Origin of the sequence: Enterococcus sp. DIV1206, assembly GCF_051712485.1 — a bacterium.
GTDB classification, from domain to species: Bacteria; Bacillota; Bacilli; order Lactobacillales; family Enterococcaceae; genus Enterococcus; species Enterococcus faecalis.
This window is the reverse complement of the sequence record NZ_JBIOOZ010000001.1, coordinates 2,483,820-2,499,518: the sequence shown is the minus strand read 5'-3', so window position 1 is coordinate 2,499,518 and position 15,699 is coordinate 2,483,820. Positions and strand designations below refer to the sequence as shown.

At 37.6% G+C, this 15,699-nt stretch carries 15 protein-coding genes; all 15 read left to right on the top strand.

Annotated elements, in window-relative coordinates; genetic code table 11:
- The first annotated feature begins 176 nt into the window (after positions 1-176).
- The gene (gene efrA / locus IGK86_RS12420; protein WP_010708444.1) at positions 177-1,904 is read left to right on the top strand and encodes a multidrug efflux ABC transporter subunit EfrA; all 1,728 of its coding nucleotides are present in this window, start codon (positions 177-179) and stop codon (positions 1,902-1,904) included.
- Entirely contained in the window at positions 1,901-3,670 is a 1,770-nt protein-coding gene (gene efrB, locus IGK86_RS12415) for a multidrug efflux ABC transporter subunit EfrB (protein WP_002365186.1), read from the top strand. Before efrA ends, efrB begins: the two co-directional genes overlap by 4 nt.
- 242 nt (positions 3,671-3,912) lie before the next feature.
- Positions 3,913-4,404 (top strand): gamma carbonic anhydrase family protein, encoded by a 492-nt coding sequence (locus tag IGK86_RS12410; RefSeq protein WP_002367316.1) that lies wholly within the window; start codon positions 3,913-3,915, stop codon positions 4,402-4,404.
- Positions 4,405-4,417: 13 nt separating this feature from the next.
- Complete coding sequence (gene wecB, locus IGK86_RS12405; RefSeq protein WP_002385282.1) at positions 4,418-5,569, top strand: non-hydrolyzing UDP-N-acetylglucosamine 2-epimerase; 1,152 nt, start codon at positions 4,418-4,420, stop codon at positions 5,567-5,569.
- Between the two features lie 75 nt (positions 5,570-5,644).
- Positions 5,645-6,322 (top strand): HAD family hydrolase, encoded by a 678-nt coding sequence (locus tag IGK86_RS12400; protein ID WP_025192103.1) that lies wholly within the window; start codon positions 5,645-5,647, stop codon positions 6,320-6,322.
- Between the two features lie 207 nt (positions 6,323-6,529).
- Positions 6,530-7,915, top strand: coding sequence for an endolytic transglycosylase MltG (mltG, locus tag IGK86_RS12395; RefSeq protein ID WP_002415850.1), 1,386 nt, complete (start codon positions 6,530-6,532; stop codon positions 7,913-7,915).
- Between the two features lie 260 nt (positions 7,916-8,175).
- Positions 8,176-8,655, top strand: a complete 480-nt coding sequence (gene greA / locus IGK86_RS12390; protein WP_002355133.1) for a transcription elongation factor GreA — start codon at positions 8,176-8,178, stop codon at positions 8,653-8,655.
- Between the two features lie 150 nt (positions 8,656-8,805).
- Entirely contained in the window at positions 8,806-9,537 is a 732-nt protein-coding gene (gene liaF, locus IGK86_RS12385; protein WP_002381168.1) for a cell wall-active antibiotics response protein LiaF, read from the top strand.
- Positions 9,534-10,637, top strand: a complete 1,104-nt coding sequence (locus tag IGK86_RS12380; protein ID WP_002365182.1) for a sensor histidine kinase — start codon at positions 9,534-9,536, stop codon at positions 10,635-10,637. Before liaF ends, IGK86_RS12380 begins: the two co-directional genes overlap by 4 nt.
- Positions 10,612-11,244, top strand: a complete 633-nt coding sequence (locus tag IGK86_RS12375; RefSeq protein WP_002355137.1) for a response regulator — start codon at positions 10,612-10,614, stop codon at positions 11,242-11,244. The genes IGK86_RS12380 and IGK86_RS12375 overlap by 26 nt, the downstream gene beginning before the upstream one ends.
- Positions 11,245-11,347: 103 nt before the next feature.
- Positions 11,348-12,013 carry a potassium channel family protein gene (locus tag IGK86_RS12370; RefSeq protein WP_002355139.1) on the top strand — a complete coding sequence of 222 codons (666 nt, stop codon included), beginning with the start codon at positions 11,348-11,350 and terminating at the stop codon, positions 12,011-12,013.
- 54 nt (positions 12,014-12,067) lie between these two features.
- The gene (locus IGK86_RS12365; protein WP_016616794.1) at positions 12,068-12,397 is read left to right on the top strand and encodes a HesB/YadR/YfhF family protein; all 330 of its coding nucleotides are present in this window, start codon (positions 12,068-12,070) and stop codon (positions 12,395-12,397) included.
- A gap of 207 nt (positions 12,398-12,604) precedes the next feature.
- Positions 12,605-13,543, top strand: coding sequence for a glycosyltransferase family 2 protein (locus IGK86_RS12360; protein WP_010707118.1), 939 nt, complete (start codon positions 12,605-12,607; stop codon positions 13,541-13,543).
- A 146-nt stretch (positions 13,544-13,689) separates the two neighbouring features.
- Positions 13,690-14,823: an ABC transporter ATP-binding protein gene (locus tag IGK86_RS12355; RefSeq protein ID WP_002385276.1), complete on the top strand. Its 1,134-nt coding sequence runs from the start codon at positions 13,690-13,692 to the stop codon at positions 14,821-14,823.
- The gene (locus tag IGK86_RS12350; protein WP_002355143.1) at positions 14,823-15,698 is read left to right on the top strand and encodes a carbohydrate ABC transporter permease; all 876 of its coding nucleotides are present in this window, start codon (positions 14,823-14,825) and stop codon (positions 15,696-15,698) included. Before IGK86_RS12355 ends, IGK86_RS12350 begins: the two co-directional genes overlap by 1 nt.
- The last annotated feature ends 1 nt before the right edge of the window (position 15,699 follow it).

Sequence of the window (15,699 nt, the reverse complement as noted above, 5' to 3'; positions counted from 1 at the left end):
CAATTTTAATCGTATAAGTAAATCATTAAAATTATCTATTTTTTAGAAAATCTAAAAGAGAAAGGATAGAAAGAGAAAGGCTGTTTTTTCTAGTCAGACAGCTTGTATTACCGATTTCTTTTTGATACAGTGGGGGTACTAGAAAATTTAAAGTAAGATAAGAAGGAGATGATTAATTGAAGTTAATGTGGCGTTACACAATGCGTTATAAGAAATTACTTTTCGCTGATTTTATTTGTGTGTTTGGTTTTATTTTAATTGAATTAGGCTTGCCGACTATTTTAGCACGAATGATTGACAAAGGAATTATTCCTAAAGATATGGACTATATTTATCAGCAAGGGATTTGGATGGTTGTAATTACGATTATTGGTGTCGCAATGAATATTTTGCTGGGGTACTTTGGTGCCAGAATTACAACAAACATTGTTCGTGATATTCGTGATGATTTATTTGAAAAGATTCAAACTTTCTCACACAGTGAATATGAAAGTATTGGGGTTTCTTCCTTAATTACGCGAACGACCAATGATGCATACCAAATTATGCTCTTCATGGGAAATATTTTACGTCTTGGCTTTATGACGCCAGTGATGTTTATTGCCAGTCTTTACATGGTGATGCGAACGAGTCCGTCGTTAGGAATGTACGTTTTAGGTGCCTTGCCTTTTCTGCTGCTAGCAGTTGTCGGAATTGCTCGTTTGTCAGAACCGTTATCTAAAAAGCAACAAAAGAACTTAGATGGAATCAATGGGATTTTAAGAGAAAATCTTTCTGGATTGCGGGTAATACGTGCATTTGTTAATGAAAAATTTGAAGAATCTCGTTTTAATAAAGTCAATGAAACTTACACTAAAAGTTCAAAAAGTCTGTTTCGTTTAATGGCAGCAGCCCAACCAGGCTTCTTTTTCTTATTTAATATTGTGATGGTCTTAATCATTTGGAGCGGGACTGTTCAAATCAGCCACGGGGATTTAGAAGTTGGGAATTTAATAGCTTTTATTGAATATATTTTCCATGCGCTGTTCTCGTTTATGTTATTTGCCAGTGTCTTTATGATGTATCCTCGGGCTGCGGTTTCGGCTTCACGGATTCAAGAAGCCTTAGACATGGAACCAGCTATTCGTGAAGAAGAAGGCGTAACAGAAACAGCTACTAAAGGCTATCTAGAGTTTAAAAATGTAACCTTTGCCTATCCTGGACATGCGGAAAGCCCAGTCATCCGCAATGTAAGTTTTAAGGCGTCACCTGGTGAAACAGTGGCCTTTATTGGGAGCACAGGTAGTGGGAAATCAACATTAATTCAATTGATTCCACGGTTTTATGATGTATCAGAAGGTGAAATTTTAATCGATGGAGTGAACGTAAAAGAGTACAAACTTAGTGCATTACGCAATAAGATTGGCTATATTCCACAAAAAGCGTTACTTTTTACTGGTACAATTGCTGATAACCTTCGCTACGGTAAGGAAGATGCGACGTTAGAAGAAATGGAACGAGCAATTGACATTGCTCAAGCTACAGAATTTGTTTCACAAAAACCGCAAGGCTATGATGAACCTCTTTCAGAAGGTGGCACGAACTTTTCTGGTGGTCAAAAACAACGTTTAGCTATCGCACGGGCGATTATTCGCAATCCGGAAATTTATATATTTGATGATAGTTTCTCTGCGTTAGATTATCAAACAGATGCAAATTTACGAGCGCGTCTGAAAAAAGAAACAACAGAATCCACTGTTTTAATTGTGGCACAACGTGTTGGAACAATTATGCATGCGGACCGCATTGTTGTTTTAAACGAAGGCGACGTGGTCGGAATTGGCACACATCGTGAATTACTTGAGACTTGTCCAATTTACTATGATATTGCGGCTTCTCAATTGTCAGAGGAGGAATTAGCATGAAACACGCCTTTTCTTCTATGAAACGAATCGGTCGCTATATTAAACCGTACCGAGTGACGTTTTATTTAGTTATTTTATTTACAATATTAACCGTTGCCTTTAATGCAGCGTTGCCTTATTTGACTGGATTACCAACGACAGAAATTAGCCGTAATATTGCGGCTGGCGAATCCATTAATTTTGATTATGTAATCCAATGTTTAATTTGGATTTTAGTTGTGGGAACAGGTTATTGTGTGGCACAATTTTTGTCAGGCTTTTTAATGACGAATGTCGTTCAACAATCCATGCGCGATTTACGTCGAGATATTGAAGAAAAAATCAATCGTTTGCCAGTTTCTTATTTTGATAAGAACCAACAAGGAAATATTTTGTCACGGGTGACGAACGATGTGGATGCTGTCAGCAATGCGATGCAACAAAGTTTTATCAATATTGTTTCGGCAGTCTTAGGTATTGTGATGGCGGTAGTGATGATGTTCTTAATCAATCCGCTGATGGCGATTTTTTCAGTGATTATGATTCCGTTGTCTCTGATTATTTCAAGAACAATTGTTAAAATCTCCCAGAAATATTTCCAAGGAATGCAAAATTCTTTAGGAGACTTAAATGGTTATGTCCAAGAAAATATGACTGGGTTCAGTGTTTTAAAACTATATGGTCGGGAAAAAGAAACCCTTGAAGGCTTTAAACAAGTCAATCATCGTTTAAATGGTTTTGGTTTCAAAGCATCCTTTATCTCAGGATTAATGTTGCCATTGGTTCAAATGACCGCTTATGGGACCTATATCGGGGTAGCTGTCCTTGGTAGTTACTATGTGGTTGCTGGTGTGATCGTAGTGGGGCAGTTACAAGCGTTTATTCAATATATTTGGCAAATTAGCCAACCAATGGGGAATATTACGCAGTTGTCTGCAGCTTTACAAAGCGCTTCAGCTTCGACCATGCGGATTTTTGAAATCCTAGATGAACCAGAAGAAGAACTTAACGAACAAGATGTTCCTTTACCAGAACCTATTTTAGGCTCTGTTGAATTTGAAAATGTCAGCTTTAGTTATGACCCAGAAAAACCGTTAATTCGTAATTTGAACTTTAAAGTTGATGCGGGCCAAATGGTTGCGATTGTGGGACCAACTGGCGCTGGGAAAACAACCTTAATCAACTTACTGATGCGTTTTTATGATGTAACAGAAGGCGCCATTAAAATTGATGGTATTGACACGAAAAAAATGAACCGTAGTGATGTCCGTTCTGTATTTGGAATGGTATTGCAAGATGCTTGGTTGTATAAAGGTACCATTGCAGATAACATTCGTTTTGGGAAGTTGGATGCCACGGATTATGAAGTTGTGGATGCAGCGAAAACGGCCAATGTGGATCACTTCATTCGGACAATGCCAGATGGGTATGAAATGGAAATCAATTCTGAGGGAGATAACGTTTCCCTTGGTCAAAAACAATTGTTGACCATTGCCCGAGCGGTAATTTCTGATCCGAAAATTTTGATTTTAGATGAGGCGACTAGTTCAGTCGATACACGCTTGGAAGCCTTAATTCAAAAAGCAATGGATCGTGTTATGGAAGGACGAACGAGTTTCGTTATTGCCCACCGCCTATCAACTATTCGTGAAGCTGATTTAATTCTTGTTATGAAACAAGGAGAAATCATTGAAAAAGGTACGCATCATGAGTTGCTGGAACAAGGTGGCTTCTATGAAAAACTATACAATAGTCAATTTGCTGAAGAAGGCGACTATGAGGAATAAAAAGAGGTCGGGACAGAAGCGTTTAACTCCGAGAAATAAGAAGGAATTTCCGAAAATTGTTCTGTAATTTTTGGAGAATTCCGGCTTATTTCCGAAGGAGTTGCTTTTGTTCCCGCCGTTTATCAGTTTTTGAGCGTGGAGCAAAAATCCAAAGTGATTTTTGTCCCACGCTCTTTTCTTGTCTTTTTTACTATGAAAGTGAGGGATTCTTGTCTATACTTAATGAAAAGAGGTGACAGAGTTTGAAAAAAGAGTATTTTATTGCTGCTAGTGCAGATGTCTATGGAAACGTACAACTAGCGAAGGATAGTAATATTTGGTTTCAGTCGGTCTTAAGAGGTGACAGTAACACAATTACCATTGGTGAAGGTAGTAATATTCAAGATGGCACGATTATTCATGTTGATGAAGATGCCCCGACAATTGTAGGCAAGTATGTAACGGTGGGCCATCAATGCATGTTACACGGTTGTAAAATCGGTGATGGTGCTTTGATTGGCATGGGTTCAACGATTCTAAATAATGCTATTATTGGAGAAAACAGCCTGATTGGTGCGGGTTCTTTAGTGACAGAAGGCAAAATTATCCCGCCAAATGTTTTAGCATTTGGTCGACCCGCGAAGGTTATCCGTCCGTTAACGGCAGCAGAAATAGCCAGTAATCATACGAACGCCTTACATTACGTTCAACGAGCAGAAGAATTTCGCCAACAAAAATACCCGAAACTAACATAGAATTAGGAGGAAAATGATGAAGAAAATTAAAGTAATGACGGTTTTTGGAACACGGCCAGAAGCAATCAAAATGGCGCCCTTAATCAAAGTTTTAGAAGAGCAAAGTCAAGGATTTGACTCTGTAGTAGTCGTAACAGCGCAACATCGCCAAATGTTGGATCAAGTGTTAGAAGATTTTCAAATTACACCGAATCATGATTTAAATATCATGAAAGATGGGCAAACCTTAACAGATATTACAAGTCGTGTTTTGAATTTATTAACTGAGGTTCTTGTGACAGAACAGCCGGATATTGTCTTGGTTCATGGCGATACAACCACGTCATTTGCGGCTGCATTGGCTGCTTTTTATCAACAGATTCCAGTGGGACATGTGGAAGCAGGATTGCGGACCTGGCAAAAATATTCTCCGTTTCCAGAAGAAATGAATCGTCAACTGGTAGACGTGTTAACTGATATTTATTTTGCCCCAACCACTCAAAGTAAGGACAATTTAATCAAAGAAAATCATCCAGAAGAACATATTTATGTGACTGGCAATACAGCGATTGACGCGATGGCGTACACCGTTGATGCCCACTATCAAAATGATTTATTGGAAAAAATCCCTACAGACCAACGCATCGTGCTAATTACAATGCATCGTCGTGAAAATTTAGGCCTGCCAATGGCAAATGTGTTTAAAGCTGTTCGTCGACTTGTAATGGAACATCCAGAAATTGAAGTCATTTTCCCTATGCACAAAAATCCCAAAGTCCGTGAAATAGTAGCGGAACACTTAGGTGAATTAGCTCGTGTGCATTTAATTGAACCATTGGATGTCAAAGATTTTCAAAATTTTGCAGCGAAAAGTTCTTTAATTTTAACTGATTCTGGCGGTGTGCAAGAAGAAGCTCCTTCCTTAGGTGTGCCAGTTTTAGTTTTACGAGATACAACGGAACGTCCAGAAGGCGTAGCGGCAGGAACATTGAAATTGGTTGGTACAGACGAACAAGTAGTCTATCAAGAGGCGAAAACATTATTGACTGATTCTGATGCTTACCACGCGATGGCGCATGCACAAAATCCGTATGGGGATGGTCAAGCTAGCCGCCGAATCGTTGAAGCCATTGCCTATGAAATGCAGCAATCAGATAAAAAACCAGATACGTTTACAGCAAAATAAATAAAAAGGCAGAGAAGCGCTGAAAAGGTGCTTCTTTTGCGTATCTTAATTTTGAAGAATCAATTAGACAAAAAAATGCTAGAAAGTAGTGAAGTGAAGATGTATCAAACGATTTTATTTGATTTAGATGGCACAATTACGGATTCTGGTAGCGGCATTATGCGTTCTATTTTATACGCAACAGAACAATTAGGCTGGCCAGCTCCTAGCGAGGAGACGTTACGTTCTTTCATAGGGCCGCCTCTATATGAGTCGTTTTTGCACATGGCGCCTTCAGCTGAAGCAGCGCAACAAGCCGTGAGTCATTATCGAGCGTATTATCAGAGAAAAGGTATGTTTGAAAATCATGTGTATCCAGGGATCCCAGAGGTACTAACAAGGTTAAAGGAAGCGGGAGCAAAGTTATACATTGCGACTTCCAAGCCAGAAGAATTTGCAAAAAAGATTATTACTCATTTTGATTTAGATCGTTATTTTACAGGCATCTATGGAGCGAGTATGGACGGTCATCGTTCTAAAAAAGCAGATGTGATTCAGTATGCATTAACGGAAGCTCAATTAGACCCAACCAAAGAAGCGATTATCATGGTTGGTGATCGTAATCATGACATTCTTGGTGCTCAACAAAATGGCTTAGATAGTATAGGTGTCTTGTATGGATTTGGTGAAGAAATAGAATTACAAGAGGCGGGAGCGACATTCCTAGTACAATCACCTAAAGGCTTAGGTGCTATTTTGCTACAAAATTCTTAATAGAAAATGGATTTTCGATAAATTTAGGAGGATTTTAAGATTTATTATCGTTTCAATAGAAAAGCGCCATCATAGGCTTTAAACGTTGTCAATGATGAATTTTTTATCGGGGAATGACGGTCTTTTTATTAAAAACATTTAATTTTAAAGAGGTTTCATGTATAATAGTTTCAGTCATAAACGATAGAATAGTAAGGAGGGTTAGTTTTGGCTAATGATAACCAAAATAACCAAGATCCCAAATCTTCGCTTAGAGATCAAGTAACTGGGTCTTTAAAAGGTAGAAATGATGGCGATCAACCTGATTCCTCTGAAAAAAATGATAGGTCTCCCCAACCTTCATCTGATGAATCACAAGAAACAGCGAGCCGCACAACACAAACACGTGCAGGTTCTAGAGCTGCTCGAAGACGTGGGAAAGACAAGACAACACAGACAGTCGAAGAGCCAACCCCGATTGAAACAGACGAAAAGCCAACAAATACAAAAAAACAAACACGTAAAAAAGAAGATCGTTTAGTCGGTCGTATCGTGTTAATTGTAGTTTCTGTATTGGTTTTAATGATGGCAATCTTTGGGTTTACTTTTTATAAATATGTAGACGCTGGGCTACAACCACTAGACAAGAACAATAAGAAGCTTGTTCAAGTGCATATCCCAGAAGGATCTTCTAATAAGCAAATTGCTGCGGTTTTAGAAGAAAGCAACGTCATTAAAAGCGGAATGGTTTTTAACTACTACGTAAAATTTAAAAACTTAACAGATTTTCAAGCGGGCTATTATCAAATGTCTCCAAGCATGACACTCGATGAAATTGGTGAAATGCTAAAAGAAGGGGGCACGCCAGAACCAACTAAAATCGCAGATGGCAAAGTAACGATTCCTGAAGGCTACGATATAGATAAAATTGGCGAAGCTATTGAAAAAAATACGGATTTCAAGAAAGCAGATTTCATTGCATTAATGAAAAATGAAGACTTCTTCAATCAAATGAAGGCTAAGTATCCTGATTTACTTGAAAGTGCTGCAACCGCAGAAGGTGTTCGTTATCGCTTAGAAGGCTATTTATTCCCGGCGACTTATGATTACTACAAAAAAGCAACACTTCCTGAATTTGTCGAACAGATGGTTGCTAAAATGAACACAGTAATGGAACAATATACGCCGACAATTCATGCAAAGAATTTAACCAATCAGCAAGTCTTAACGTTAGCTTCATTGGTTGAAAAAGAAGGAGTCAAAGAAGCAGACCGCAAACAAATTGCGCAAGTATTCTTTAACCGCTTGGCTGCCGATATGCCGATCCAATCAGATATTTCTATTTTGTATGCTCTAGGAGAACACAAAGAAACTGTAACGTATGCTGACTTGGAAGTGGACTCGTCTTATAACTTGTATAAAAATACTGGTTATGGACCAGGACCATTAGATAGCCCAAGTGAGGAGTCAATTAAAGCAGTCTTGAATCCGACACCAAGTGACTATTTATACTTTGTAGCAGATATTTCTACAGGAAAAGTATACTTCTCAAAAACATATGAAGAACATCAAGTATTAGTAGATCAGTATGTCAATAATTCAAGTAGTGAATAAAATGAAAACATAAAAGAGCTTGGTGAATCAATTTTGTATGATTCACCAAGCTTTTAGATACTCAAAAAGTAATCTGTTTAACAGAGGGAAAGAGTAGCAACTAGAAATTTATATAAATAAAATTTAGCAAAATCACAAAAATTCAATAATTATATTTACAATTTAGAAAAAGCGTGGTACTCTTTTGTGGATTGAAAGCGGAATTTTTTTCAATAACCAACCAAGAACTACGTATCGTTAAGCGAAAAAGGAGAATTAACATGGTAGAAAAAGTATATCCAATGACTCTTGAAGGAAAAGAAAAATTAGAACAAGAGCTAGAAGAATTAAAAACAATTAAACGTAAAGAAATCGTAGAGCGTATTAAAATCGCTCGTAGCTTTGGGGATCTTTCAGAGAACTCAGAGTATGAATCAGCTAAAGATGAACAAGCTTTCGTTGAAGGACGTATTACAACGTTAGAAAATATGATTCGTTTTGCAGAAATCATCGATAATGATGGCGTGGACCAAGACGAAGTTTCCATCGGTAAAACAGTTACTTTCCAAGAATTGCCTGATGGAGAAGAAGAGGAATACACAATCGTAGGAAGTGCCGAAGCCGATCCATTTTCTGGTAAAATTTCTAACGATTCACCGATTGCACAAGCCTTAATTGGTAAACAATTAGGCGACCAAGTGATTATTGCAACACCTGGTGGCGACATGACAGTTAAAATTACAAAAGTTGAAGCAAACTAAATAATTGAGTAGGGCAGGCAGCTTCCAAGGCCTGTCCTTTCGCAATCTAAGATATTTAGGGCTAAAGTCCTATGGTAACCTGAGGCGCAAACCACTATGATTAAATAAAATAAACGAGTAAAATAAATGACATAGGGAGGAGGCAAATCTATGAATAACCCTTGGCGCTTTTTTATCGTCGCAGAAGCATTACTTTTTATTCTGGCGTTATGGCAAATTGTACATAATCCTGGATTAGCTGTTTTATTAACAATTGGCGTTTTACTTGTGGCCTACGTTTCCAGGAAAGCATCTAAAACACATTTTAACAACTTTCAATTCGTCCTCGGCGTTGTTTTTATTGTCATTGGTGCAATGAACAGCACGGCTGTTTGGTTTATGTTGATTTTTGGCGTACTCTTTATCGGCTTAAAAGGCTTTGAGATTTCAGGCGTGGATATAGCTGAGCGAGCACCTTGGCGAAAAAAACAAATGATTATGGTGGAGACGGCGGCAAAAGAACCTAAAAATGGCAAACGATTTAAACGCCGCTGGTTTGCCAACGAACGCATTGGTAACAATATCTATGAATGGGACGATATCAATATTGATTTAATCTCTGGGGACACCATTATTGATTTAGGTAATACGCTACTACCGAAAGAAGACAATATTATTATTATTCGTAAAGGTTTTGGCCGCACGCGAATTCTAGTGCCGTTAGGTGTAGCTATTTTGTTAGAACATTCAACTTTTTACGGAACGGTACGTTTTGAAGAAGAAAAATATCAATTGAAAAACGAATCATTAAAAATTTACAGCAATGATTACGATACCAATCTTCGTCGTTTGAAAATTATGACGAACACTTTAGTAGGAGATGTTGAGGTGATCCGTGTATGACCGATCGGATTTCAAGACGCATGATTTCATTATATGCGTCCCTTAGCACCTTTATTGTTATCTTAATTACATTGTTTTCATATTTTCATTCGATTAAACAAAACCGGTGGTTATTAGAGCTTCTTCAGAGAAAAGTCTTTTATCTACCACTAATTGTGCACATTGTTCTCATATCCTTACTAATAGGCTTATTGACCTTTTTACTGATTTCATTGGTTCAAAAAGGGCAATATGGACGGATTGAAGAAAAACTTCGGTTATTGGCCAATGGTAATTATGAAAGTCCAGTCTTAAACAAACCAACGACCAGTGAAAATCAAGATCATTATCTAACCGAAGTCGAACAAGATATTTGGTCGATTAAAAATAAATTATTAGAGATGTCTAAAGAATTGCAATTATTAAACAGTCGGCCGCAATTAATGGATGGGCAAACAAAAGAAGAAATTTTAGAGAACGAGCGGCATCGTTTGGCGCGGGAGTTGCATGATTCAGTCAGTCAACAACTTTTTGCAGCCATGATGATGTTGTCTGCCTTAAATGAACAAGCACAACGAACAGAAACCCCGGAACCATATCGTAAACAACTAGCCATGGTGGCAGAAATCATTAATGCCTCCCAATCGGAAATGCGCGCGTTACTATTGCACTTGCGTCCTATCAGTCTAGAAGGAAAAAGTTTGCGTAAAGGTATTGAACAATTACTGAAAGAACTACAAACAAAAATTAAAATTGAATTGATTTGGGATGTTGAAGATGTTCATTTAAATAGCAGCATTGAGGATCATCTTTTCCGAATTGTGCAGGAGTTACTTTCAAATACCTTAAGACATGCCAAAGCAAAGGAATTAGAGGTATACTTACACCAAGTCGATAAAAACGTGTTATTGCGTATTGTTGATGACGGTGTCGGCTTTGATATGAAGGAACAAAGTAATAAAGCCGGTAGTTATGGCTTAAATAATATCCGAGAACGTGTTGTCGGCATGGGCGGTACAGTTAAAATTATTAGTTTTAAAGGGCAGGGAACCAGCGTTGAAATTAAAGTTCCTGTCATAAAGGAGGAAACTGCAAGTGATCAAAGTAATGTTAGTGGATGACCATGAAATGGTCCGTTTAGGCGTTTCATCATATTTATCTATTCAAGAGGATATAGAAGTCGTAGGCGAAGCAGAAAATGGTAAGATTGGCTATGAAAAAGCATTGGAACTACGTCCAGATGTTATTTTGATGGATTTGGTAATGGAAGAAATGGACGGCATTGATTCAACAAAAGCGATCTTGAAAGATTGGCCAGAAGCCAAGATTATTATTGTGACGAGTTTTATTGATGATGAAAAAGTGTATCCGGCGATTGAAGCTGGTGCAGCGGGCTACCTATTAAAAACATCAACAGCACATGAGATTGCTGATGCAATTCGGGCGACTTATCGCGGAGAGCGTGTGTTGGAACCTGAAGTGACGCATAAGATGATGGAACGGTTAACAAAAAAACAAGAGCCGGTGTTGCATGAAGATTTGACAAATCGAGAACACGAAATTTTAATGTTGATTGCACAAGGTAAAAGTAATCAGGAAATAGCTGATGAACTCTTTATCACTTTGAAAACAGTTAAAACACATGTTTCAAACATTTTAGCAAAACTAGATGTGGATGATCGGACCCAAGCGGCGATTTATGCTTTTCAACATGGTTTAGCCAAATAAATATCAGATAAATCCATAAATAAATTCTAGGAAATCCTTCTAGGAATTTATTTATGGATTTGTTATACTAATTTTAACGAACAGACAGGAGCGGTCAGAAGAAATGAAACAAAATTTTGCAATTATTGGTTTAGGACGTTTTGGCGGCAGCATATGCCAAACTTTGGTGGAAGCTGGTCAAGAAGTTTTGGCCATTGACAGCAGTGAAGACCGTGTCAATGAATATATGAATATTGCAACGCATGCAGTGGTGGCTAACGCTCAAGATGAAATGACGTTGCGTTCTTTAGGGATTCGGAACTTTGATCACGTAGTGGTGGCAATTGGTGAAGATATTCAAGCGAGTATTTTAGTAACATTAATGGTTAAAGAGATGGGGGTTCCCAATGTCTTAGCCAAAGCAGTCAATGAATATCATGCCCGTGTCTTAGATAAAATTGGGGCAGACATGGTCGTTCACCCAGAGCGGGATATGGGTATTCGAATTGCTCACAAACTTGTTTCACGCAATATTTTAGATTATATTGAATTATCTAGCGAATTTTCATTAGCTGAGGTTCGGGTCACCAATCCTAAATTTTACAATAAAACCTTAGCAGAATTAAATTTCCGTCAACGATTTGGTTTAACTGTGGTAGCGATTCGCCGCTCGAAAACAGAAGTAATTGCTTCGCCAGATGCTTCTGAAATTGTTCGAGAAAACGACAATTTATTAGTTATCGGTGATACCGCAGACGTTGATTTATTAGATGAAAAAATGAATGGCTAAGCACTTTATTCTCTAAAAGCACTGCGCTGTGCTACAATAAATGGCGACAGAGATGTGAAGGAGGAACAAAGAATGAAATTAGAAGTGACACCGAAAGCCCAACAATGGTTTAAAGAAGAAACCGGGGTTCAGCCTGAGACAGGCATTCGTTTTTTCGGAAAAATTTATGGAAAAACACCTGTTCATGATGGTTTTTCCATTGCGATGTCTGTAGAAGCGCCAGATGAGCCAATGATTAAAGAGAACCTAGATGGGATTACCTATTTTATTGAAGAAACAGATGATTGGTTCTTTAAAGGGTATGATTTGCTTGTTGATTATGATGAAAAGAATGATGAACCGCGTTATCAATTTGAAGCAAACCAAGAAGATTTAACAAAATAATTTTAGTGCTAAACAAAAGAGGCTGAAGTAGTGCGTAGGACTATTTCTGTTGCTTTCGTTTAACCGCTAGTCAACCTGAGAAAAAATCGTTTTGGATTTTTTCTCAGGTTCTTTCTATTTAATTAAGCTATTCTTAATTGGATATCGTTATTTAATAAGGCTATCATATGGTATAATGATAATTAACTGAAGTGTGGAGGAAATAAAATGCTATCAATTGTTGTCCCTTGTTATAATGAGGAAGCAGCGATTCCGCTGTTTTTTGAAGAAGTAGAAAAAATTAGCCAGCAACTATCTCATTCAGTAGAATATATATTTGTGAATGATGGCTCAAAAGATAATACGTTAGCTGTTTTAAGACAGCTTTATCGCGAACATCCAGAGAAGGTCCGTTATCTTTCTTTTTCACGAAATTTTGGGAAAGAAGCGGGCTTATACGCTGGTTTAAAAGAAGCAACAGGTGACTTAGTGACAGTCATGGACGTTGATTTACAAGACCCGCCTGAGTTATTACCTCAAATGATTGAGATGATTGAAACCAGTACAGATTTAGATTGTGTTGGCACACGACGCATAACAAGAGACGGCGAACCGCCCATTCGTAGCTTTTTTGCACGGATGTTCTATAAACTCATTAATCGAATTGCTGAGACGGAAATGGTGGATGGTGCCCGTGACTTTCGTGTCATGACCCGACAAATGGTCGATGCGATTTTAGAGTTATCTGAGTATAATCGTTTTTCAAAAGGGATTTTTAGTTGGGTCGGCTTTAAAACAGAATATATTGAATTTAAAAATCGAGAACGAATTGCTGGAGAAACCTCTTGGTCTTTCTGGAGTCTATTAAGTTATTCAATTGACGGGATTGTCAATTTTTCAGAAACACCATTGAATATTGCTTCATACGTTGGCGCCTTTTCGTGTGTTGGTTCTGCACTAGCAATGTTAGTGATTATCTTTCGAACATTAGTTAATGGTGATCCAACAAGCGGCTGGCCTTCAATGGTTTGTATTGTACTTTTTGTAGGTGGTTTGCAACTATTATGTTTAGGAATTATTGGCAAATATATCGGCAAAATTTTCTTAGAAACGAAAAAACGACCAATTTATATTGTAAAGGAATCAGAAAAAGATTCTAAAAAATAACCAAAAAAGCAGAGAAAAATTCTCTGTTTTTTTGTTGCGCATTAAAAAAAGTGTGAATAGACTTTTCAGAAAAACAACATTTTTTACATAAAAAATACATTAACTTTACCTATTTTTATCTTAATGAAACAGCTTTGCTCTCGCGGTTGCAAGAAATAAATGTTAAAATCAAAAGGTATGCTATTAAATGTTTTTTTGGAGGTTGGGTCATGATAGAAGTTATCGACTTGAAAAAAGTATTCGATAATGGGTTTGAAGCGTTAAAATCGGTCAATTTTACGATTGAGCAAGGGGACTTGGTTTGTTTGTTAGGACCAAGTGGGTGTGGGAAATCCACAATTTTAAACTTAATTGCAGGTTTATTACATCCAAGTGATGGAGATATTCAGTTTCGACAGCAGTCGGTTGTCAAAACAGCACCAAAAGATCGGAACATCGGGTTCGTTTTTCAAAACTATGCCTTATATCCACATATGACTGTTCTAGAAAACGTAATGTTTCCTTTGACGGTAGGAAGTAAGAAAGTTCCCAAGGCAGAGGCACAAGCTATTGCCGAAGAATATATGAAACTAACGAATATTGAAGAGTTAAGCCATAAAAAGCCAGGCACACTTTCTGGTGGTCAACAACAGCGTGTTGCGATTACCCGGGCGTTAGTTCAAAAACCAGATGTTTTATTATTAGATGAGCCTTTAAGTAACTTGGATGCACGTTTGCGTTTGAAAATTCGTGAAGAAATCCGCCGCTTGGTGAAAGAAGTAGGCATTACAACAATCTTTGTAACGCACGACCAAGAGGAAGCGCTATCAATCAGTGATAAAATTATTTTATTAAACGAAGGGGTTATTCAACAAAATGATGAACCTCAAAACCTTTACTTAGAACCAAATAACTTATTTGTTGCTCAGTTCATAGGTAACCCAATTATTAATTTATTGTCTGTTGAAGTGAAAGACGGCAAAATGTACCACGAAAGTTTTGAAATTCCGCTTGAGCGTTTTGAGCAAGCACGCTTTAAAATGCCAATGACTGACGGGAAATATACGTTTGCTTCTCGTCCAGAAGATGTGGTACCAACTGAAACAGGTCTCTTTACCACAACGACAGATTTAGTGGAATTGATTGGTCGAGAACGTATTTTACGATTTACATTAGGAAATGAACAAGTGAAATCAATTGTAAGTGTAGAAGAAGCGATTGAAGAAGGAGACACTTTATCTTTTGATTTTTCATATAAAAAAGTATTTATCTTTAACGAAGCGGGAGACCGGGTTTACTAATGAAAAAATACAATCCAGAAAATCAACCAAAAGCATGGCTCTTCCTTCTGCCATCATTAGGAATCATTTTACTGTTTAGCGTTTATCCGCTGTTTCGTTCTTTGTGGATGAGCTTCCAAAAAGGTTCCTTAATTAACCAACGCTACGCTGGTTTAGAAAATTATCAACGTGTATTGAATGATCCAATCTTCTATAAAGCGTTAAAAAATACAGCGCTCTATGCATTTGCTGTGGTACCGATTGCCTTGATAATTTCCCTAGCAATTGCTTGGATTATCTTTGAAAAAGTTAAACATAAGAGTTTCTTTGAAACGATTTTCTTTATGCCTTATGTAACGAGTACGATTGCCATTGGGATTGTCTTCCGTTACTTCTTTAATGGCGATTATGGAATTGTCAATTACGTCTTAGGCTTTTTCGGCATTCCTTCTGTCAACTGGCTAGATAATGTTCAAATGAGTATGCCGACATTGATTATTTTTGGGGTTTGGACGAGTTTAGCATTTAATATTATTATTTTGTTGGCGGGCTTGAGAAATATTGATGAAGAACATTTTAAAATTGCAAAAATGTTTGGCGCCTCAGACGGCGAAATTTTCCGACGTATTACGTTTCCGCAGCTAGTCCCGACCATTGCCTTTTTATTAACGGTCAATTTAATTGGCGCCTTTAAAGTTTATACACAAGTTTATGCTTTATTCGGTGGTCGTGCGGGGATTGCCAACAGTGCCACAACCGCAGTGTACTATATTTATGACAAATTCCACATTGCAGGGCGTCCCGGAATTGCGATGGCCGCCACAGTGATTTTATTTGTGATTATTTTAGTGGTCACTTTCTTACAAAATAAACTCTTAAAGAAAGTGGGGCAATAAG

Excerpts from the sequence above, each read along its gene's own strand:
- IGK86_RS12400 (WP_025192103.1), top strand. The coding sequence starts at position 5,645 with ATGCTAGAAAGTAGTGAAGTGAAGATGTATCAAACGATTTTATTTGAT.
- efrB (WP_002365186.1), top strand. The coding sequence starts at position 1,901 with ATGAAACACGCCTTTTCTTCTATGAAACGAATCGGTCGCTATATTAAA.
- IGK86_RS12350 (WP_002355143.1), top strand. The coding sequence starts at position 14,823 with ATGAAAAAATACAATCCAGAAAATCAACCAAAAGCATGGCTCTTCCTT.
- wecB (WP_002385282.1), top strand. The coding sequence starts at position 4,418 with ATGATGAAGAAAATTAAAGTAATGACGGTTTTTGGAACACGGCCAGAA.
- IGK86_RS12360 (WP_010707118.1), top strand. The coding sequence starts at position 12,605 with ATGCTATCAATTGTTGTCCCTTGTTATAATGAGGAAGCAGCGATTCCG.
- greA (WP_002355133.1), top strand. The coding sequence starts at position 8,176 with ATGGTAGAAAAAGTATATCCAATGACTCTTGAAGGAAAAGAAAAATTA.
- IGK86_RS12370 (WP_002355139.1), top strand. The coding sequence starts at position 11,348 with ATGAAACAAAATTTTGCAATTATTGGTTTAGGACGTTTTGGCGGCAGC.
- IGK86_RS12380 (WP_002365182.1), top strand. The coding sequence starts at position 9,534 with ATGACCGATCGGATTTCAAGACGCATGATTTCATTATATGCGTCCCTT.
- liaF (WP_002381168.1), top strand. The coding sequence starts at position 8,806 with ATGAATAACCCTTGGCGCTTTTTTATCGTCGCAGAAGCATTACTTTTT.